Source organism: Emticicia sp. TH156 (assembly GCF_002855535.1).
In the GTDB taxonomy this organism is placed as follows: Bacteria; Bacteroidota; Bacteroidia; order Cytophagales; family Spirosomataceae; genus Emticicia; species Emticicia fluvialis.
Genome location: NZ_PKRS01000012.1, coordinates 32,117 through 54,514, shown reverse-complemented (window position 1 = coordinate 54,514; position 22,398 = coordinate 32,117). Strand labels below are relative to the sequence as shown.

The 22,398-nt window shown below is 43.9% G+C and carries 11 protein-coding genes; 4 read left to right on the top strand and 7 right to left on the bottom strand.

Translation table 11 applies throughout. The features are described 5' to 3' along the window. The first annotated feature begins 21 nt into the window (after window positions 1-21). The 3 genes from rpoB to C0V77_RS20055 all read left to right on the top strand — a co-directional run bounded on the left by rpoB (window position 22) and on the right by C0V77_RS20055 (window position 9,111). A complete protein-coding gene (rpoB, locus tag C0V77_RS20065) occupies window positions 22-3,879 on the top strand; it encodes a DNA-directed RNA polymerase subunit beta (RefSeq protein ID WP_101728174.1) in 3,858 nt (1,285 codons plus the stop codon). Window positions 3,880-3,956: 77 nt separating this feature from the next. After that, window positions 3,957-8,273, top strand: a complete 4,317-nt coding sequence (rpoC, locus tag C0V77_RS20060) for a DNA-directed RNA polymerase subunit beta' (RefSeq protein WP_101728173.1) — start codon at window positions 3,957-3,959, stop codon at window positions 8,271-8,273. Between the two features lie 280 nt (window positions 8,274-8,553). After that, entirely contained in the window at window positions 8,554-9,111 is a 558-nt protein-coding gene (locus C0V77_RS20055) for a fasciclin domain-containing protein (RefSeq protein ID WP_101728172.1), read from the top strand. 66 nt (window positions 9,112-9,177) lie between these two features. Here C0V77_RS20055 and C0V77_RS20050 read toward each other — a convergent pair whose 3' ends face one another. Both C0V77_RS20050 and secA read right to left on the bottom strand, forming a co-directional pair. Next, complete coding sequence (locus C0V77_RS20050) at window positions 9,178-9,681, bottom strand: methylated-DNA--[protein]-cysteine S-methyltransferase (protein WP_101728171.1); 504 nt, start codon at window positions 9,679-9,681, stop codon at window positions 9,178-9,180. Between the two features lie 93 nt (window positions 9,682-9,774). Then, window positions 9,775-13,095: a preprotein translocase subunit SecA gene (gene secA / locus C0V77_RS20045; RefSeq protein WP_101728279.1), complete on the bottom strand. Its 3,321-nt coding sequence runs from the start codon at window positions 13,093-13,095 to the stop codon at window positions 9,775-9,777. 309 nt (window positions 13,096-13,404) lie between these two features. Between secA and C0V77_RS20040 the strand changes: the two genes are divergently transcribed. Continuing rightward, a complete protein-coding gene (locus C0V77_RS20040) occupies window positions 13,405-16,326 on the top strand; it encodes an FAD-binding and (Fe-S)-binding domain-containing protein (RefSeq protein WP_101728170.1) in 2,922 nt (973 codons plus the stop codon). 67 nt (window positions 16,327-16,393) lie between these two features. Here C0V77_RS20040 and panB read toward each other — a convergent pair whose 3' ends face one another. From panB to C0V77_RS20015, 5 genes are all read right to left on the bottom strand, one after another. Next, the gene (panB, locus tag C0V77_RS20035) at window positions 16,394-17,209 is read right to left on the bottom strand and encodes a 3-methyl-2-oxobutanoate hydroxymethyltransferase (RefSeq protein WP_101728169.1); all 816 of its coding nucleotides are present in this window, start codon (window positions 17,207-17,209) and stop codon (window positions 16,394-16,396) included. Window positions 17,210-17,343: 134 nt separating this feature from the next. Next, window positions 17,344-18,615 (bottom strand): murein hydrolase activator EnvC, encoded by a 1,272-nt coding sequence (locus C0V77_RS20030; protein WP_158237979.1) that lies wholly within the window; start codon window positions 18,613-18,615, stop codon window positions 17,344-17,346. Window positions 18,616-18,647: 32 nt separating this feature from the next. Then, window positions 18,648-19,478, bottom strand: coding sequence for a DUF4292 domain-containing protein (locus C0V77_RS20025; protein ID WP_101728167.1), 831 nt, complete (start codon window positions 19,476-19,478; stop codon window positions 18,648-18,650). A gap of 102 nt (window positions 19,479-19,580) precedes the next feature. Beyond that, window positions 19,581-21,305 carry a tetratricopeptide repeat protein gene (locus tag C0V77_RS20020; RefSeq protein WP_101728166.1) on the bottom strand — a complete coding sequence of 575 codons (1,725 nt, stop codon included), beginning with the start codon at window positions 21,303-21,305 and terminating at the stop codon, window positions 19,581-19,583. A gap of 217 nt (window positions 21,306-21,522) precedes the next feature. Continuing rightward, window positions 21,523-22,374 (bottom strand): NAD(P)-dependent oxidoreductase, encoded by an 852-nt coding sequence (locus C0V77_RS20015; RefSeq protein ID WP_101728165.1) that lies wholly within the window; start codon window positions 22,372-22,374, stop codon window positions 21,523-21,525. Window positions 22,375-22,398 lie beyond the last annotated feature (24 nt).

Here is a 22,398-nt window from a genome sequence, read left to right as displayed (position 1 = left end):
AAACTTAAAACTTTCAAAGCCTTGAGTCTTACAGTAACCGGTAGAAAAAGTTTTGCAACGGTTTTTCCTGCTATTGATTATCCAGATTTTCTGGATGTGCAGGTAAGATCGTTTCAGGATTTCTTCCAGATTGACACACCAGCCGAAAGCCGCAAAAAAGAAGGGCTTTACAATGTGTTTGCTGAAAACTTCCCAATCGCCGATTCACGCGAGAACTACGTATTGGAGTTTGTTGATTATACAATTGACCCACCGAAGTATTCGGTAGATGAGTGTATCGACAGAGGTCTTACTTACGCAGTACCTTTAAAAGCGAAATTACGTTTGATTTGTAATGACGCCGATAATGAGGATTTCGAGACGATTGAGCAGGAAGTATTCCTGGGCAACATTCCTTATATGAACGAAAGAGGTTCTTTCGTTATCAACGGTGCCGAGCGTGTTATCGTTTCTCAGCTGCACCGTTCTCCGGGTGTATTCTTCTCTATGAGCAAGCATACAAACGGAACTAAGCTTTACTCTGCCCGTGTGATTCCGATGAAAGGTTCATGGATAGAGTTCTCTACAGACGTAAACAACGTTATGTATGCTTACATTGACCGTAAGAAGAAATTCCCGGTTACTACACTTCTTCGTGCCATCGGTTTTGGTTCTGATAAAGAAATCCTGAACCTGTTTGGTCTTTCAGAAGAAATTCCTGGTTCTAAAGAGGCCTTAACCAAAGCTATCGGCCGTCGCTTAGCTGCACGTGTTCTGAGAACCTGGACTGAGGACTTTGTAGACGAGGATACAGGTGAGGTGGTATCAATTGACCGTAACGAAGTGATTTTAGAACGTGACTCTATCATTTCGGAAGGTGACATTGATATTATCCTGAGCACAGAGCAGAAGTCGGTTATTTTACACCGCGAAGACGCCAACGTTTCAGAATTCAACATTATTTATAACACTTTGCAACGCGATAGCTCAAACTCTGAAAAAGAGGCCGTTGAGCAGATTTATCGCCAGTTGCGTAACACCGAAGCTCCTGATGAGGCAACTGCCCGTGAGATTATCCAGGGCTTGTTCTTCTCTGACAAACGTTATGATTTAGGAGAGGTAGGGCGTTACCGTGTAAACACTAAATTGAATTTAACTACTCCTCTGGAAACAGGTGTATTAACAACTGAAGACATTGTTGAGATTGTTAAGTTCTTAATCAGCCTTATTAACTCTAAGGCGGTAGTCGATGATATCGATCACCTTTCCAATCGTCGTGTACGTACAGTAGGCGAGCAGCTTTATGCCCAGTTTGGCGTAGGTCTGGCGCGTATGGCACGTACCATCAAAGAACGTATGAACGTTCGTGATAACGAAGATTTCAAACCGGTTGACCTGATTAATGCCCGTACGCTTTCGTCGGTTATTAACTCATTCTTCGGTACCAACCAGCTGTCGCAGTTTATGGACCAAACCAACCCACTGGCCGAAATTACGCACAAACGTCGTATGTCTGCCCTTGGGCCGGGAGGTTTGAGCCGCGAGCGTGCCGGTTTCGAGGTTCGTGACGTTCACTATACCCACTATGGTCGTTTGTGTACTATCGAAACGCCAGAGGGACCGAACATCGGTCTTATTTCATCGCTTTGTACGTATGCTAAAATCAACAGCATGGGCTTCATTGAAACCCCATACCTGAAAATTGAGAATGGTAAACTTACCAGCGAACTGGTTTATCTGACAGCCGAAGAAGAAGATGGTAAAAACATAGCCATGGCTACAGCCGATGTAGATAAAGAGGGTAACTTCCTGGTAGATACCTTGAAATGTCGTTATGAGGGTGACTTCCCGATGAAGACTCCTGATTCAATTGACTACATGGACATTGCCTCTAACCAGATTGTATCGGTAGCTGCATCGTTGATTCCGTTTATAGAACATGATGACGCCAACCGTGCCCTGATGGGTTCAAACATGCAACGTCAGGCCGTACCATTGTTACGCCCTGAAGCGCCAATTGTAGGTACAGGACTTGAAGGCCGCCTGGCTCGTGACTCACGTACCCTTGTAGTGGCTGAGGAAGATGGTGTGATTGAGTTTGTAGATGCTAACGTAATTAAAGTACGTTATAACTGGACCAAAGAGCAGAATCTGGTTAGTTTCGATACCAACGTTACTACCTATGATTTGATTAAGCATCGTCGTACCAACCAGGATACCTGTATCAACATCCGTCCGATTGTATTAAAAGGACAGGAAGTGAAAAAAGGCCAGATTCTGGTAGAAGGATATGCTACTCAGGGTGGAGAACTTGCATTGGGTCGTAACCTGTTGGTTGCTTTCATGCCTTGGCAGGGATATAACTTTGAGGATGCCATCGTAATTTCTGAAAGAGTAGTACGTGAAGATATCTTTACTTCTATCCATATTGAAGAATATGAACTGGAAGTACGTGACACCAAACGTGGTGAAGAGGAACTAACTGCTGAGATACCGAACGTTTCAGAAGAAACCGTTAAAAACCTTGACGAAAACGGTATTGTACGCATTGGTACAAGAGTAAAAGAAGGAGATATTCTGATTGGTAAAATTACACCAAAGGGTGAGTCTGACCCAACACCTGAAGAAAAACTTTTACGTGCCATCTTTGGTGACAAAGCAGGCGATGTGAAAGATGCTTCGAAGAAAGCGCCACCATCAATGGACGGTGTGATTATTGATACAAAATTATTCTCTCGCCCAAGTAAAGAAGAGCGTTCGAAACACAAAGACGAGCTGAAAGCCCTGATGAAAAAACACAGCAGAGCTTTGATTGAATTGCGTGAGAGAATGCTTGATAAAATTGTGGAATTGCTTGACGGTAAAACTTCGGCGGGCGTGAAACATAAATTTGGTGATGAGCTGATATCGAAAGGCGTGAAATTCAACCGTTCGAATATTGCCAACAACTTGTTTCCGGATAAAAACAATTATGTTGACGAAAGCCAGTATAACGTGCCTGAAGAGGTTAACCTTTTGGGAGACGTGATTCTGGATGGTTGGACAGACGAGTTAGACACCAACAAACTGGTAGTAGCACTTTGTAAAAACTACCTGGCTCGCCGTAGCGAGGTAATCGGCCGTTTCAAACGTGAAAGATTCGTTCTTGAAGTAGGTGATGAGCTACCGGCTGGTATCGTGAAACTTGCTAAAGTTTACATTGCTAAAAAACGTAAACTGAAAGTAGGTGATAAAATGGCGGGTCGCCACGGAAACAAAGGGGTTGTTGCCAGAATTGTGCGTGACGAAGACATGCCATTCCTGGAAGACGGCACAACAATGGATATCGTGCTGAACCCACTTGGGGTACCTTCTCGTATGAACATCGGTCAGCTGTATGAAGTTGTATTGGGTCTTGCGGGTCGTAAGTTAGGTCGTAAATATGCTACTCCAATCTTTGACGGCGCTACCGAACAACAGGTATCGGCAGAGTTGGCAGAAGCAGGTTTACCACCATTTGGTCGTTCGCAATTATACAACGGTCTTTCAGGTGAGCCATTCGACCAGAAAGTTACAGTGGGTATCATGTACATGATGAAACTGGGCCACTTGGTTGATGATAAAATGCACGCCCGTTCTATCGGACCATACTCTCTTATTACGCAACAACCACTGGGTGGTAAAGCACAGTTTGGTGGTCAGCGTTTCGGAGAGATGGAGGTGTGGGCGCTTGAGGCCTTTGGTGCGTCTCATATCCTGCAGGAGATTCTGACTGTTAAGTCTGACGACGTGGTGGGCCGTGCGAAAGCATACGAGGCTATCGTTAAAGGAGAAAACCTTCCGAAAGCCAACATCCCAGAGTCATTTAACGTACTGGTGCACGAGTTGAGAGGCCTTGCGCTTGAAATTACCCTGCAATAAGCAAATTACCAGCGTGTTTCTTTCGGGAAACACGCATCAGATTTTAAAAAATCATTTTCACATCAATCATAAGGAAAATGTCTTTAAAGAAAAATAAAAAACTTAACAGCGACTTCAACAGCATAACCATCAGCTTGGCTTCACCTGAGTCAATCCTGGAAAGCTCGTTTGGAGAAGTTACACAGCCGGAAACTATCAACTATCGTACATACAAACCCGAAATGGGTGGTTTGTTTTGCGAGCGTATTTTCGGACCTGTGAAAGACTGGGAGTGCCATTGTGGTAAATATAAGCGTATTCGTTACAAAGGCATTATCTGCGACCGTTGTGGTGTAGAGGTAACCGAAAAGAAAGTGCGCCGCGAGCGCATGGGGCACATCGAGCTGGTGGTTCCTGTAGCACACATCTGGTACTTCCGCAGTTTACCTAACAAAATCGGGTATTTGTTAGGAATGTCGTCGAAGAAGCTTGACCAAATTATTTATTATGAACGCTACGTGGTTGTTCAGCCGGGTATCAAGGCAGAAGATGGTATCTCTGCCAACGACTTCCTGACTGAAGAAGAATATCTTGACATTGTTGATAAACTGCCAAGAGAAAACCAGATGCTTGACGATAAAGACCCGAACAAATTTATCGCCAAAATGGGTGCAGAAGCATTAGAAATGATGCTTTCTCGTATCAAGCTGGATGAATTGTCTTATGACTTACGCCACGCCGCCGCTACTGATACTTCTCAACAACGTAAAGCTGAGGCTTTGAAACGTCTGAAAGTAGTAGAGGCATTGCGTGACGCCAATACACGTATTGAAAACAAACCTGAGTGGATGGTTATCCGCATGGTGCCGGTTATTCCACCAGAATTGCGTCCGCTTGTACCTCTTGATGGCGGGCGTTTTGCAACTTCTGACCTGAATGACCTTTACCGCCGTGTGATTATCCGTAACAACCGTTTGAAACGTCTGTTGGAAATCAAAGCACCTGAGGTAATTCTCCGTAATGAAAAACGGATGTTGCAAGAGGCTGTCGATTCACTATTTGACAACTCTCGTAAAGTAAACGCCGTTCGTTCTGAAGGTAACCGTGCTTTGAAATCACTTTCAGATATGTTGAAAGGTAAGCAAGGCCGTTTCCGCCAGAACCTTTTGGGTAAACGTGTCGACTACTCGGGTCGTTCGGTAATTGTGGTAGGTCCTGAATTGAAACTACACGAGTGCGGTTTGCCAAAAGATATGGCAGCAGAGCTGTTTAAACCGTTTATTATCAGAAAACTGATTGAACGCGGAATTGTGAAAACAGTGAAATCTGCCAAGAAAATTGTTGACAGAAAAGACGCAGTAGTTTGGGATATTCTTGAAAACGTATTGAAAGGCCACCCGGTTCTGCTAAACCGTGCCCCTACGCTTCACCGCTTGGGTATTCAGGCTTTCCAGCCTAAATTGGTAGAGGGTAAGGCTATCCAGTTGCACCCGTTAGTTTGTACGGCTTTCAACGCCGACTTTGACGGTGACCAGATGGCGGTACACGTGCCGCTTGGCCAGGAAGCCATCATGGAGGCATCTATCCTGATGCTGGCTTCGCACAACATCCTGAACCCTGCCAATGGTGCGCCAATTACGGTACCATCGCAAGACATGGTGTTGGGTCTTTACTACGTAACTAAAGGACGTGTATCGACCGACGATGATCCGGTTCCGGGTGATGGAATGACATTCTATTCGCCTGAAGAGGTAATTATTGCCTTGAACGAAGGTAGAATCTCTAAGCACGCGCACATTAAATGCCGTGTGAAAGTGAAAGATGAAAACGGCCAGTTGGTATTGAAAATAGTAAATACAGTGGCAGGTCGTATTCTGTTCAACCAGTGTGTGCCTGAAGAAGTAGGTTATCTTGACGAATTGTTGACCAAGAAAAAACTACAACAGCTGATTGGTCGCGTATTTAAAGAAGCCGGATACGCCCGTACAGCAAAATTCCTTGATGATATTAAAGAACTGGGTTATCAGACGGCCTTCAGAGGTGGTTTGTCTATCGGTTTGGATAACATCATTATACCGGAAGAAAAAACAAAATTGATCACCGATGCCAAAGCAGAGGTAGAAGAGGTACAAAACAACTATATGTTTGGTATCATTACCGAGCGTGAGCGTTACAACCAGATTATTGATATCTGGGGCCGTGTAAACACACGTATCCGTGAGGTATTGTTGAGACAATTAGAAGCAGACCAGAAAGGTTTCAACCCAATCTATATGATGATGCACTCGGGTGCACGTGGTTCGCAAGAGCAGGTGCGTCAGTTGGGCGGTATGCGTGGATTGATGGCGAAACCACAGAAAAATATTCAGGGGTCAGTAGGGGAAATTATCGAGAACCCGATTTTGTCAAACTTCAAAGAAGGCCTTGACGTACTAGAGTACTTTATCTCTACCCACGGTGCCCGTAAAGGTTTGGCCGATACAGCCTTGAAAACAGCCGATGCGGGTTATCTGACACGTCGTTTGCATGACGTTGCTCAGGACGTGGTCGTAAATGAAGTAGACTGCGGTACACTACGTGGTATTCAGGTTTCTGCATTGAAAGACAACGAAGATATCGTAGAGCCGTTATCAGAACGTATCCTGGGCCGTACATCAGTTTATGATATCATTGACCCACTTACCAAAAAACTGATTATCAAGTCAGGTGAGGAAATTACTGAAGAAATTGCTGCTGAAATTGACGAAACAGCCATTGAAACAGTAGAGATTCGTTCGGCATTGACTTGCGAAACGCAAACAGGTGTGTGTTCGAAATGTTACGGACGTAACCTGGCAACCGGCCGCATGGCCGACATCGGTGAAGCTGTGGGTGTTATTGCCTCGCAGTCAATCGGTGAGCCTGGTACACAGCTTACACTTCGTACGTTCCACACAGGGGGTACTGCCCAGAACGTTGCTTCTGATGCCAGCATCAAAGCCAAATTCGGTGGGGTTGTTCAACTGGAAGAGATGCGTACCGTACAATCGTCTGACCGTGAAGGTAACGAAATTACCATCGTGTTGGGTCGTCGTGGGGAGATTCGTATTGTTGAGCCGGGTACTAACAATATCCTGATTACCAATAACGTACCTTACGGTGCAACCTTAGAAGTAAAAGATGGCGATGTTGTGAAGAAAGGTGACTCGCTTTGTCACTGGGATCAGTTCAATGCCGTGATCCTTTCTGAGTTGGATGGTACCATTGAGTACGAAGCCATCGAAGAAAATATTACCTTTAAAGAAGAGGCTGACGAACAGACCGGTTTCCGTGATAAGGTTATTATTGAGTCGAAAGACCGTTCTAAAAACCCGGCCATTATTATCAGAACCGCCAGCGGCGAAGACGAAAAAGCATATAACTTACCTGTAATGGCACGTTTGACTGTAGAAAACGGTCAGTCTATCAAAGCAGGTCAGGTTCTGGCCAAGATTCCTCGCGCTATTAATATGAACCGCGACATCACCGGTGGTTTGCCTCGTGTAACCGAGTTATTTGAGGCTCGTAACCCATCGAACCCTGCCGTTGTTTCTGAGATTGACGGTATCGTTCAGTACGGTAATGTTAAACGTGGTAACCGTGAGATTTTTGTAGAAGCAAAAGACGGTGTTAAAATGAAATACATGGTGCCTCTGTCGAAACTGATTCTGGTACAGGATGGTGATTTCGTTTTAGCTGGTGACCCACTATCTGATGGCGCCATTACTCCGGCTGATATTCTACGTATCAAAGGGCCTACCGCCGTTCAGGAATACCTCGTTAACGAAGTACAGGCCGTTTACCGCCAACAAGGGGTGAAGATTTCAGATAAGCACATCGAGGTAATTGTACGTCAGATGATGCAGAAAGTTGAAATCGTTGATTCAGGTGATACTTTATTCCTTGAATACCAGATGGTAGATAAATGGGTGGTTCGTTTAGCGAATGACAAGATTATGGATAAAAAAGTAGTAATGGATGCTGGTGCCTCTGACAAGTTTAAGCCTGGTCAGATTATCACCGCCCGCGAAATGCGTGATGAAAACAGCCGTTTAAAACGTGCTGACTTGGCGCAGATTCAGGTGCGTGATGCCATGCCTGCCGTTTCTCGTCCTACCTTGCAAGGTATCACCACTGCTTCGTTAGGTACAGAGTCATTCATTTCTGCGGCATCGTTCCAGGAAACCACCAAAGTATTGTCAGAGGCTGCTGTAAGAGGTAAGCGTGATATGCTTGAAGGTTTGAAAGAAAACGTTATCGTAGGGCACCTGATTCCTGCCGGAACCGGTAACCGTAAATACCAGAACATTCTGGTTGGTAGCAAAGCTGAACTGGAGGCCGCCGCTGAAAAGCGTCGCTCTCAGGAAGCTGCTAAACAACGCAGAGAATATGTATAAAAAAAAACGGTGATTCGGAGTATTGAATCACTCAGCTATAAGAACTCCTCCCTGCCTTTTGGTGGGGAGGAGTTTGTTTTTTATTGGGGTTATAAACCTAATCAGCATTATCTTAAGTTGGAAGTTTTATTTTTTGTAGGAACAAAATCTACAACAAATGGGGTATTTTTACCTTTTTGGGCTAGTAAAAAGGTAGATAAAAGGTGTGGAATGTTTTCTTTATAGTTAATACAGAGCCTGGCAGGCTCCATAACTAATTTTCACATAAACCAATAAAAGCATGAAAACTATATCATTGTTATTAGTGTCTGCTTTCATTTCATTTGCGACACTTGCGCAGGAGTCTGACGCAGGAAAGGTATCAGTTGGCGGCGCAGAGATGAGTTCTTATAAGAATGTAGTTACGAATCTACAGAATTCGAAAGACCATACCAAGTTTATTTCGGCGGTTAAAGCGGCAGGTTTATCCAATACGCTGCAAGGGCCAGGGCCATTTACTGTTTTAGCGCCTACAAATGACGCCTTTGCCAGAATTGCTTCAAGACAATCTAAATCGGCGTTAAACAAGGTTTTGTTATACCACGTAATAGATGGTACCTGGGATTCAAACAGTATAAGAGCCGCCTTGAATGGAAACGGTGGTTCGGTATCAGTAAAGACTATGCAAGGTGGGTATCTGAAGTTTACAACCAGCGGAGATAGCATAGTTGTTACTGACGAAAGCGGCGCAATGGCATCTATTACATCTAAGCCAATATACCAGAGTAACGGTATAACCTATGTGGTAGATTCAATACTGATGCCTTCTGAAAGCAAAATGGTAGTAAGTGGGCAATAAGAAAATCAGCGGGTTAATATATAAAGCAGTAAAAGGTTATTCAGATAATCTTTTGCTGTTTTTGTTTTAGAAGAGGTTGAGTTGCTCTTGTTTTGGCAGGCTGCCTTCATGGCGAAGAAGCCATTCTTTACGCCATAAATCTCCGCCATAGCCCACCAGTGTTTTATCAGAACCTATTACCCGGTGGCAGGGTAAGATGATAGTTAAAGGATTGTTGCCATTGGCTACGCCCACAGCTCTGATAGCCTTTTCATTACCCAACCGACGTGATAGCTCAAGATAAGAGATGGTCTTGCCATAGGGGATGCTTTTGAGTGTTTCCCAGACCAGTTTCTGGAAGTCGGTTCCTGCGGGTAATAGTGGCAAATCAAAGTCTTTTAATTCTCCCTTAAAATAGGCATCCAATTGCCTGATACACTCATCAATAATAGGAGAACCTTCCGGCGTTTCTTCGAGCTGCCTGCTGGGCTTTTTTTGAGCCACCCGAAACAGCACATGGGTAAGGTGTGTATCAGTAGCGATTATTTCTAATGCTCCTAATGGAGATTGATAATGCCTTATGTAAATCATTCCGGTTGAATTTTACCTGAATATAGGCTTATTAAACAACAAAGTCGCTGATTTTTTTAGCGACTTTGTTGAGTATTGTATGTAAAACACAGGTTAGTCAATCAAAACGGCTTTTCCGCTTATTACGTCTTCTTCCACGTGTTTATATTTTACATCACGTTTTATGGTACCATCTTTGTACTGCACGCTTACACGTTGGTTTCTATCGGCAATTTTCTGCTGGCGGGCCGGGGTGGCGCGTACAGAAGAATCAGAACCACCATCGCCCTCGTCGGCCTTATTGGTTTGCAATTTCGGTTTGTCTTCTTTCTGAGGAGCCGCCATTTGTTGGAAACGAAGCTCTACCACATTGGCTTTCATCAAGAAACTCACGGTATCTGTATTAACCTTGTTCAGGAAATTCTTAAACAACTCTACCGCCTCAAATTTATAGATTAACAAGGGGTCTTTTTGCTCATAAGAGGCATTCTGAACCGATTGTTTCAGGTCGTCCATGTCACGCAGGTGTTCTTTCCATTCCTGGTCAATTACCGTCAGCGAAATATTCTTTTCAATTTCTTTAATCAGCTCACGGCCATCACTATCTACGGCGCTTTTCAGGTTGCAGTATAAGCCTATATTTTGGGTGCCGTCACCAATAATGGCAATAAACGGCTCATCAACCATCGCACGGCGGTCTTTCAGCACATCAGCCAGTACTGGCACCATGTTTTTACGGATGGCATCATTCTTGGCTTTGTAGGTTCTTTCAGCCTGCTGATACAACCGGTCTACAAGTTTGCTGTTTCCCTTAGTGAACTCATGACGCTCAATTTCAGGCTTTATGCTTAACTTCTGAATGCAGCGCAGCTCAAACTCATCATAATTGCCCTCTGCGTTCATCACAATATCATTACAGGTATCGTAAAGAATATTGGCGATGTCTAAAGAAAGGCGGTCACCAAAAAGCGCATTTTTACGGCGTTTATAGATAGTATCACGCTGGATATTCATTACGTCGTCATACTCAATCAAACGTTTACGGGTACCAAAGTTATTTTCTTCTACTTTTTTCTGTGCTCTTTCAATAGAGTTGGTAATCATAGAGTGCTGAATCACCTCGCCTTCTTCCATACCCATTCTGTCCATTACTTTGGCTATGCGGTCAGAACCGAACAAACGCATCAGCTGGTCTTCCAGCGACACAAAGAACTGCGATGTGCCCGGGTCTCCCTGACGACCTGCACGCCCTCTCAACTGACGGTCAACACGGCGCGAATCGTGGCGTTCGGTACCAATAATGGCCAATCCACCGGCAGCTTTACTTTCAGGAGTCAGTTTAATATCCGTACCCCGACCCGCCATGTTGGTAGCAATAGTAACTGTACCTGGTTTGCCGGCCTCTGCTACAATATCTGCCTCACGGGCATGTTGCTTGGCGTTCAATACCTGATGCGGAACCTTCAGAAGTGTCAGCTTTTTACTCAATATTTCCGAGTTCTCAACCGAAGTTGTACCAACAAGCACCGGGCGACCAATTTTTACCAGTTGTTCAATTTCTTCAACTACTGCATTATATTTTTCACGAACGGTTTTATACACTTTATCTTCTTCGTCTCGGCGAACAACGGCTCTGTTGGTAGGGATACTCACTACGTCCAGCTTATAGATTTTCCAGAACTCTCCTGCTTCTGTTTCGGCCGTACCGGTCATACCGGCCAGCTTATGGTACATACGGAAATAGTTCTGAAGCGTAATGGTAGCGTAGGTCTGGGTTGAATCTTCAACCTTTACGTTTTCTTTGGCTTCAACTGCCTGATGCAAGCCATCTGACCAACGGCGTCCATCCATGATACGACCTGTCTGCTCGTCAACAATCATTACCTTGTTGTCTAGTACAACATATTCTACGTCTTTCTCAAACAGGGTATAGGCTTTCAATAATTGGTTAACGGCATGAATACGCTCGGCTTTGGTTGAGTAATCACGAATCAGCTCGTCTTTTTTAACAATTTTCTCCTGCTCGCTTAAATCAGATTTCTCAATGGCGTTCAGGTCAACACCCAAATCCGGCATCAGGAAGAAGTTTTGCTCTTCGCCTTCGCTGGATATAAAATCAAGACCTTTATCTGTTAACTCAATAGAGTTATTTTTTTCTTCAATGGTAAAGTACAACGGAGCATCGGCTTCCGGCATCAGTTTCTGGTTTTCTGCCAGGTAAGTAGCCTCTGTTTCATGCAGAATCTGTCTCATGCCTTGCTCAGACAAGAACTTAATCAACGGTTTGCTTTTAGGTAAACCTCTGAAAGCACGGAACAAGGCCAGGCCACCCTCTTTTTTATTGCCGGCTGCTATCAGTTTTTTAGCTTCGTTCAGGTAGCTGTTGGTAAGGGTTTTCTGTGCCTCAACAATGCGTTGGATACGCGGCTTGAGCGATAGGAACAACTCCTCATCACCGGTGCGGGACATTGGCCCACTGATAATCAAAGGCGTACGGGCATCGTCAATCAAAACTGAGTCAACCTCATCCACCATAGCATAGTGGTGTTCGCGTTGCACCAGTTCTTCCGGGTCATTTACCATGTTATCGCGCAGGTAATCAAACCCGAACTCATTATTGGTACCATAGGTAATACCTGCCTGGTAGGCTGCTCTGCGAGCCGACGAGTTGGCAGGGTATTTATCGATACAGTCGCAGGTGATACCGTTAAACTCAAAAATAGGTGCCATCCACTCCGAGTCACGGCGGGCCAGGTAGTCGTTCACGGTTACAATGTGTACACCTTTACCGGCCAGTGCATTCAGAAACGCAGGGAAAGTAGCCACAAGGGTTTTACCTTCGCCGGTTGCCATTTCAGCAATTTTACCTTTATGAAGCGCTGCACCTCCAATAATCTGTACATCGTAGTGCACCATGTTCCAGGTTATCATGTTACCTGCTGCCAGCCATTGGTTTTGCCAGATAGCCTTATCGCCTTCAATTTTGATATGCCCTTTCTTCATGGCCAGTTCGCGGTCAAGATGTGTGGCGGTAACAACAATTTCGTTATTTTCAGTAAAACGGCGGGCTGTTTCTTTTACAATGGCAAAAGCCTTTGGTAGTATTTCAATCAGAACTTCTTCCAGTTCTTTATTGCGGTCGAGTTTAAGCGAATCAATTTTTTTGAAAACAGCCTCTTTTTCATCCACCTCCATATCAGGGTTTTCGCTGATACTTGTTCTCAATTGATTGATTTGGTCGTCGATATGAGCCAGTTTCTGGGCAATATAATTTTGTAACTCTACTGTTTTCTGACGAAACTCATCATGGGAAAGATTTTGTAACCTGGCAAACTCTTCGTTTGTCTGTCCTACATAAGGCTGTAACTCCTTATTATCTCTATCAGACTTTGTTCCAAAAATCTGGGTGATTCCCTTGGTTAAAAAATTCAACATTTGTATATCTTGTTCGTTAATTTCTGATGTATAAAAAATATTACCCGTCAAATACCTCTCCAAAGCGGGTAAACCTGCCATTTTGTCAATTATTAAATGGCTGATTGCAAACCGTTTCTGAATGAAAGGCTGCAAATTTAAGGTTTTATGACAGTTTAATAACCACAAAAATAGAGGAATATTGTTAATATCTGTCCATGAAATGGGGTGAACGGTAAAATTTTAAACTTTATTTAATACTTTTTCTTTTTAGATACGTAGCAATTCTGCCTTTTCTTCTTCAATTTTGGATTTAAAAAACAGTACCCGATGTTTGAATCATTGCAGAGAGATTTTGAGGGAGAATTGTACTTCAGAAATACCGTTGTTGACGACGCCATTAGAACCGTTTATGCCACCGATGCTTCAGTGTATCAGGAAAAACCCATGGCCGTTGCCTTGCCTAAAAGTGTAAATGATATCCGCGGCCTGATCAACCTGGCCAGTACCAGACAGCTCACCATTATACCACGTGCAGCCGGAACCTCACTGGCAGGGCAGGTAGTAGGCAAAGGGCTGGTAGTTGATATCTCCAAAAACTTTACCGGTATTCTGGAAATAAACAGAGAAGAGAAATGGGTGCGCGTGCAGCCGGGGGTGATTCGTGACGATCTGAATGCATATCTGAAACCTTACGGGCTGATGTTTGGCCCGGAAACTTCAACCTCAAGCCGGGCCATGATAGGCGGTATGATTGGTAATAATTCATGCGGGTTGCATTCAATTATATGGGGCACAACCAGAGACAACCTGCTGGAAGTAAAGGCTTTGTTGTCTGATGGTAGTGAGGCCGTTTTTGGAGCGCTGACAACTGAAGAACTGGAGAAAAAATGCGAGCTGCAGAATACTGAGGGCCGAATTTACAGAGAAATACTGGCGCTGGTAACAGATGCAGAAAACAGAGAGGCGATCAGAGCGGGATTCCCGAAAAAAAGTGTTACCCGCAGAAATACAGGCTATGCTTTAGATGTGCTGGAAGAAATGGCTGCATTTGAGGATGACCGCCTGTTTAACCTGAGCAGCCTGATTGCCGGGTCTGAAGGTACGCTGTGTTTTGTAACAGAAGCCAGACTAAAGCTGATAGACCGGCCACCTGCTGTGGCAGGTATGGTAGCTGTTCATACTTCTACGCTACATGAAGCGCTTTTGGCCAATCTGATTGCCCTGAAGCACGGGTGTTCGGCTTCTGAATTGGTGGATGATTTTATTATGGAGTTCACCAAAACCAATATTGAGCAATCAAAAAACAGGTTTTTTATAGAAGGCAGCCCCAAGGCGATTCTTATGGTAGAGTTTTTTACTGATACCCCTGCCGATTTGCAGGATAAGGCAGAAAAGCTGATTGCAGCGCTTAAAGAAAATAATCTGGGATATGCCTACCCGATACTTTTGGGCGATGATGCCAGAAAGGCCTGGGATGTACGGAAAGGGGGGCTTGGCTTATTAAGAAACCTGCCCGGCGATACGCAACCCGTTAATCTGATAGAAGATTGCGCAGTAGCAGTAGAAGACCTGCCTGCCTATATAGACGAACTGGAAGCATTGCTGAAAAAGCATGAGGTGCAATACTCTATGTATGCGCATGCCGGGGCAGGGGAGCTGCACGTTGAACCTATGGTGAACCTGAAATCCACTGAGGGCAGAGCGCTTTTCCGTACTATTCTGGCAGAAACGGCAGCATTGGTGAAAAAATATGGTGGCTCGCTTTCAGGAGAACATGGCGACGGCAGGCTGAGGGGAGAGTTTATACCTTTTATGATGGGCGATAAAAACTATGCGCTCTTTAAAAAGGTGAAGCAGATTTTTGACCCTGCCGGTGTTTTTAATAAAGGTAAAATTGTGGATACTCCACCAATGAACGAGTTTCTGCGTTATGAAGCCGATAAACCTGCACCCCAACAAAAAACGGTATATGATTTTTCGAGGCAGGAAAGTATGCTTCGCCTGGCAGAGAAATGTAGTGGCTCTGGCGATTGCCGGAAAACCGAAATAACCGGAGGCACCATGTGCCCCAGTTACATGGCTACCCGAAGCGAAAGAGACACCACCCGGGCAAGAGCCAATATATTACGGCAGTATGTTACTGCCTCTGAAGAAAGAGAAGTAGCGGGTGAAGAAGAAACCAAAGAGATTCTCGATCTTTGTTTGTCATGCAAAGCCTGCAAGTCAGAATGTCCGTCAAGTGTGGACATAGCCAAGATGAAAGGCGAGTTTTTGCAACAATATTATGATAAAAACGGTGTTCCGTTTCGGGCCAGACTGATAGGTAATTTTACCAGACAGATGCGGCTGGCAGGAGTGGTTCCCTGGGCTTATAATTTCATTTTCAAGACTGATTTCACACGTCGTATAGCCAACCGAATTGTAGGTTTCCACCCCGACCGTAGTATGCCTGCGCTGCATAGTCAGACTTTGAGGAACTGGTTTAAGAATGATAAGCAGGCAAAGGGTTTCAGGTCTGATAATAAAGTACTGTTATTCTGTGATGAGTTTACTGACTTTAATGATGTAGAAGTAGGCAAAAAACTGATTATGCTTTTACAAAAGCTGGGGTATCAGGTATTGATACCGAATCATGTAGAAAGTGGCAGAACGTATCTGTCGAAAGGCATGATACGTGAGGCACAAAAGATAGCCATACAGAATGTGAATCTGTTGAAAGATGTAGTGACAGCAGAGATACCCATTATAGGCGTAGAACCCTCGGCCATTCTGACACTGAAAGATGAATATCTGGAGTTGGTGCCTGAAAATCTGAGAGAGGCAGCCCAACAGATTGCCGCGCATACTTATATTTTTGATGAATGGTTTGCTTCGGAAATAGACAGAGGGAACATCAGCAAAGAAGCATTTACAACTGAAAAGCGATTGATTAAACTGCATGGGCATTGCCATCAGAAGGCATTGTCATCGCTTACGCCCAGCAAAAAAAGCTTATCATTACCAATCAATTATGAGGTACATCTCATTCCATCAGGTTGTTGTGGTATGGCTGGCTCGTTTGGGTATGAGGCTGAACACTATGAAGTATCTATGCAAATAGGGGAGCTGGTGCTTTTCCCGACAGTAAGAAAACAGCCTGAAGAAGTGATAATAGCTGCCCCGGGAACTAGTTGCCGACATCAGATAAAAGATGGAACCGGCCGCATTGCCAAGCATCCGGCGGAGATATTGTATGAGGCGTTGCTATAATGTGGGGAGAACACGTATTTCGTGCTTTTTTAATAAACGCTAACTTGAAGTTCGCCCCACAAATGCTTTAATAAGACTCTCTCTCGTTCGGGAAATCTGATGATTTAACGTCTTTTGTGTAGTTAATAACAGCCTCTGTCATTATAGTATGTAAATCGGCATATCGACGTAAAAACCGCGGTGAGAATTCTTTGTTAATGCCCAGCATATCGTGTACCACCAGAATCTGTCCGTCACAATGCGGGCCAGCCCCGATACCAATGGTAGGTATGCTGATACTCTCTGTTACCTGTTTAGCCAATTGTGCCGGAATCTTCTCTAACACCACACCAAAACAGCCGATTTCGTCCAGCATTTTAGCATTTTCTATCAGTTGTCCGGCCTCTTCTTCTTCCTTAGCTCTCACGGCATAGGTGCCGAATTTATAGATTGACTGGGGGGTAAGCCCCAGATGTCCCATTACCGGAATACCCGCACTAAGAATACGAACAATCGATTCTTTCACCTCAATGCCGCCTTCCAGTTTCACTGCATGCCCGCCTGATTCTTTCATGATTCTGATGGCCGAGCGAAGCGCTTCTGACGAATTACCCTGGTACGAACCAAAGGGTAAATCAACCACTACCAGGGCTCTTTTAACGGCTTTTACCACAGCTTGTGCATGATAAATCATGTTATCAACCGTAATTGGCAGAGTTGTTTCATGACCTGCCATGACGTTTGAGGCAGAATCACCTACCAGAATTAACTCTACACCGCCACCATCAATGATTTTGGCCATTGAGTAGTCGTAAGATGTAAGGCAGGCTATTTTGTCGCCTTTACGCTTCATTTCCTGTAAGGTATGAGTGGTAATGCGTTTTATTTCAGAATGAGTAGACATGTCAAAAATTGTGAATTAGTGATTGAGCGAATTAGCGAATAACACTTACACTCGTTTAATTATGCGTATATGCAGATTTTCCTATAACGTTTCTGTGTGTTTTTAGTTCTTTCATAGCATTAAGAAACCCCGGGCTATTTCGGTGCCAGCCAGTTTTCGGGGTTCAACCGTGCCGTATTATGCCATATCTGAAAGTTAATCTCGGTGGCTCCGCCTGACTCGCCTGCAGTGCCAATGGTTTCTTTGGTACTTATTTTCTGGCCAACAACGGCAAATACCTGGCTCAGATTCGCATAAACCGTAAAGTAGTCGCCGTGCTGAATAGCCACTACTTTGCCAAGCCCGGGTATAGAGGTAATGTCTTTAACTACCCCGGCATAAACGGCACGCACTGTGGCATTTGAGGGCGTCTGTATATCTATACCGTTATTGTTTATCATTACTCCATGCAGCACCGGATGTTCTTTTACACCGAACCGGTCTGAAATAAATCCTTTTTGCACCGGCCAGGGAAGGCGCGCGCGTGAAGCCCCAAAAGAACGCCCCAGGGTAGTTTCGGTTGCGTCCAGTTCAATTATTGCTTTGTTATTCTTTTTGGGTGGCGCTATATTTTTCAATTTAGCGTCGTTATCCTGCTTTAACTCAGTTTCTTTGTTTTTTCTTGAAATCTCTCTTGAAACAATGCCGGCAATGAGGTTATCCAGTTTGGTAACTGATTGTCTGGTTGCTTCAATTTCTCTCCTTAAATCTTTCTCTTTTTTAGATAGCTCGCCCACCATCAGGGTCTGTTTGGTTTTAAGCACCTCCAGGTTTTTTGTTTCTACTACTTTGGCCGTTATTATCTTTTTCTTGTCGGTACGTTTGCCTTCCAGGTTGGTTTGCCGCTCGCGGAGCAAGGCAGTAACCTTGTTCATTTGTAGAACCTGTGCCTTTCGGTTTTCGGTATATTGCTGCAAATACTTGTAGCGCATCAGCAATTCGTTAAAAGACGAGGCTGAGAATAAAAAACTTAGCTTATTAAGCTGCCCGCTATGCTTTGAGGCAGCGTAAAGCATGGCGGCGTATTCTTGTTGCAGTTTAGTCAGTCTGTTTTCCAGTGTTCCTTTGGCGCTGATAATATCCTGCATTTCCATGTCAATCAGTTCAATATCCTGCTCCATCAGGCTTATTTGCTCTTCCTGAGACGAAATCTGCTCTTTTAATGCCTTGATATTGCCAACGGTTACTTCTTTTTTAGCTCGTGCAGTTTCAAGCGCTTTTCTGGTTTCGGCAATTTTTTCTAAATTTCTTCTTTTTTCTGCCTCTAGTTGTACGCGTGTTTTCCGCATCCGCTGCGCAAACGCCGGTTGGCCTAACAACAATAAGGAAACAAAGCAGGTAAGTAAGAAATATGTTTTATGCTTCAAAGACATCAGGTATTAAAGGTGGCTTTGCCGGGCTAATTAGACGAGTATCCTCTGGGTATGCTAAACGAGAACCCTGGACTTTCATTTAAAAATTCGACTCTATTATGCTGCAAATTTATGAAAGTCTGTGTTGTTTTATCATCTTTTGGGGTATCAATCTTGGTAATGATTTCCTGGGGGAACAAAAAATTGTTGATTTCCAGAAAATTGCTGTAGTCAATCTGCATTCTGTTGCCGCTGGTTGACTCGGCCGCTGTCAGCTTCAGCAGTTTCAGGTTGCTCTCGGCAATGAAGTTTTCAATGGCTATGCCGTTTTCCAGTTGTCTGATCACAAAGTTGCCATCTTGCCTGGTTATATCATCAGTTTCGCGCTTGAGCAAAGGCATATTGCCAATGAGAATAGACTGCACCAGATTATAATTAAGATTGAATTTAAACCGGCGGCTAAGAGAAGCAAAATCGTATTTGTAATAGGTGCGGTGTAGCCTGTCAATAAAAATAACGGAGTCCTGGGTAATAATACCCCTGGCTACTTCAAGCCCTACGGCTATAGATAACCATATTTTATTGTCTTTTTCAACGTGCACCGTTACGGGGAACGACTGAGACTCGGTACCCGAGGTGTAATTAATTTTAGACCGTATTTTCAGAAATCTGAAATCAACTTCGGCCGGGGTTACGTTTATTTTAGCCAGATTAACCGAAGGAGCCACACTGTCAATTTGGGCCGGGGCACCTGCCTGAGCTATTGCTACATTGGTGGAGTCGCTGGTTTCTGTTTTATATATTTTATGACGCTTACAAGCCGACGTAAATATTATTACCAGGCACGAAAATGTAAGAACTATATAACGATTAAGCATGCAAGTGCGGGTTTATTGAATTGATACAGGTTTTTTAAACGAAAAATTCAGAGTAAAAATCTTTTTAAAGCTGGTGTATCAAGGTTTTATTAAGGTAAGCAATTACTCAATCAACTGTCCTGATTGTATTTTCTTGTCTATGTTCGCGCTGTTTTCACCCAATTGGCGGGCTTTTTTCCATTGTTCTATGGCTTTATCTTTTTCGCCCAACTGGTATAGCACGTCGCCATAGTGTTCAATTATAGTGCCACTCACCTCATTGTTTTGCTTTATGGCACGTTCTAATATCTCCCGCGATTTCCGGAAGTCTTTCATCACATACAACACCCATGCATGCGTATCAAGATAAGTGGCATTGTTGCCGGCCTTTTCAATTAACCTTGTAGACATCTCCAGTGCCCGGTTCAGTTTGTCTTTTCTGAGCGACAGGTAATAGGCATAGTTATTCAATACGTGTTCATCATTCGGGTCAATTTTCAGTGCGGCTTCATAGGCGTCGTCAGACTTGCTGTATTTCTTTACCTCATTGTAGGCATCGCCCAGCAAGCCATTTACAAATTTTACAAGTTCTTTATTATCAAGAGCCAGATTACGGGCTTCTTCCAACGACGTAATGGCTTTATCATAGTCTTTCTTTGCAAAATTAGCCACCCCGTTGTGGTACCAGAACAGCGCCTGATTTGGGAAATATTCTATGGCTTCTTCTGAATGTCTGGCCAGATTATCGGTCTCGTTCAGTCTCGAATCAATTTCTACAATGGCCATCCAAACTTCAATAATTGATTTTTCCAATCCGGTTGATTTTACATAGCTGTCGCGGGCACTGGCTAAATCGCCTTTTTTCATTAACAAATCGCCCAATACAACATAGGCTTTGGCTTCGTCAGGCGCCTGTTTGATTAACGCTCTGGTAAGGTTGATGAGGTTTTCTGTTGTTTTCTCGTTCTTGTCGTCTTCCATCATCAGCATATAGCTTGACAATATCTTGAACTTTACATCAGACGAAAGGTTTTTATTAGAGAACGCAACCTGGAGTTCCTGACTGGTTTTATCTAGATCACCTTTTTTTCGGTATATTTCAGCCAGCAGAATGTGTGCCTCAGCAAAATCCGGATTGTGTTTTAGTGTAGTTTCAAGCATCTTCAGGGCCTGGTCATACCGCTGGTTAGAAATCAGTATTTGTGCCTGCTGCACTACATATTCTGGTTCGGTTGGCTCTGAGGCAATCAGTTTGTCTCCTTCTTCAATGGCTTTTTCAAGCTTGTTTTGTTTCAGGTAAATCAGCTGTTTCTGATGCGTAATTTCTTCGCTCATCCCGATAGTTTTCTCAATCTTATTATACACATCTATGGCGTCTGAGTATTTCTCCTGAGCAATGTAGGCATTAGATAACTCCAGGTAGTTATCAATATCTCTGGGGAATTTATCTGCCAGTTTTTCATATACCGCAGCAGCTTCTTTAAAGCGTTTCTGCTTAATGTATATTTCTGCCAGGAATTTCCGGTAAAACTTGTTTTCTTCGTCAAGTTTTGTGGCTTTTTCGCTGTAGACTGTAGCATTGGTAATGTCGTTGGTGGCAAGGTAACTCTTGGCAATCATGAAAGTGGCACCGGGGCTGGCCGGATTCATTTCTGCTGCTTTTTTAAAATGTGTAAGGGCTTTATCGTAAGTTTCGGCAATGAAAAACTTCATGCCGTCGGTAAAAATGGCCTCTGCCTGCAGTTCCTTTTCAGAGATGGTTCCGACATCAACTTTTTTAGTTTTCTGTGCCGTACCTGCAAAAGGTAGCAGTAACAACGCCCAATATATGATGCTTGATATTTTCATTAATCAAAGTTTGTAGGTACTTTAACGCCCCTAATGCCATAATATTGCCCGGTTTACAAGTTGCCTGATAGCCGGTATTCAAAGTTCTCTAAATTATCTGATAATACAAAAACCATGTATTCAATCCTGGGGAGCTTTTCAGCAATCTATGAAATCTGTGCCGGATTTACAAGTGGTAATAATGCAAACGGAAAAATGGCGGTTGGTACTATTGAAACTAAATAACTGTATCCGGCTCGGTGGTATCTGGCAATTGATAGAAAAAATCTAATGGGTTTTTGAACAGGAAACGATACCCGGACCGCTCAAGCCACTTATCAGGGTTTATTACTTTAAAAGGTTGTGGTGTTGCCGGTTCTGAAAATTCGGGTACATCAAAACCAAACTCTTCGCAATTTCTTAGGTACACTTCCCGCCGGACTGGATGCTCAGGAGAAACTACATTGAAAGTTTCTCCCCAGATATCTTGTTCTATTATAGTTTCAATAATTCTGATGATGTCATCGCGATGAATATAGTTTACCGGAATGCCGCCGGTGGTAAGTCCTTCCCAACCGGCAAAATATTTAGCCGGAATGCGGTCGTAGCCCATCAACCCGGCTGCTCTTAGAATGGTAACGCCGGGTATAAAATCTTTCAGCAGGTTTTCGGCTTTTACCATAGTAGGGCTGGCCGATTCCCCGGGAGTTTGCACGTCGGCTTCCACAACTTCGCGATTGAGTTCGGGATAGACAGAGGTAGAACTGATGTAAATAATTTTTTTAACGGCAGACATTCGCACTGCCTTTAGCAAATGTGCTACCTGCTCAACGTGCGCATCTGTTTTTTGCTTGCTGATGCGTGGAGGGATGTTGATAATCAGGATTTCGCTATCCAGTAGCTTATCCAACTGCCCGCCTTCCGGTTCTGGATTAAGCTTGAGAACAAAAGGTTCTATGCCGTTTTGCTGCAACTTGCTTAGTTTCTCAGGGGTGGTAGTACTGCCTTTTACCAGATAGTTTTTTTCTGACAGATAGGCGCCCAAAGGCAGCCCCAACCATCCACAACCTATAATGCTTATTGTTTTCATGTATGCCTGATGTAATTCTTAAAC

Excerpts from the sequence above, each read along its gene's own strand:
- rpoC (WP_101728173.1), top strand. The coding sequence starts at position 3,957 with ATGTCTTTAAAGAAAAATAAAAAACTTAACAGCGACTTCAACAGCATA.
- C0V77_RS20055 (WP_101728172.1), top strand. The coding sequence starts at position 8,554 with ATGAAAACTATATCATTGTTATTAGTGTCTGCTTTCATTTCATTTGCG.
- C0V77_RS20050 (WP_101728171.1), bottom strand. The coding sequence starts at position 9,681 with ATGATTTACATAAGGCATTATCAATCTCCATTAGGAGCATTAGAAATA.
- secA (WP_101728279.1), bottom strand. The coding sequence starts at position 13,095 with ATGTTGAATTTTTTAACCAAGGGAATCACCCAGATTTTTGGAACAAAG.
- C0V77_RS20040 (WP_101728170.1), top strand. The coding sequence starts at position 13,405 with ATGTTTGAATCATTGCAGAGAGATTTTGAGGGAGAATTGTACTTCAGA.
- panB (WP_101728169.1), bottom strand. The coding sequence starts at position 17,209 with ATGTCTACTCATTCTGAAATAAAACGCATTACCACTCATACCTTACAG.
- C0V77_RS20025 (WP_101728167.1), bottom strand. The coding sequence starts at position 19,478 with ATGCTTAATCGTTATATAGTTCTTACATTTTCGTGCCTGGTAATAATA.
- C0V77_RS20020 (WP_101728166.1), bottom strand. The coding sequence starts at position 21,305 with ATGAAAATATCAAGCATCATATATTGGGCGTTGTTACTGCTACCTTTT.
- C0V77_RS20015 (WP_101728165.1), bottom strand. The coding sequence starts at position 22,374 with ATGAAAACAATAAGCATTATAGGTTGTGGATGGTTGGGGCTGCCTTTG.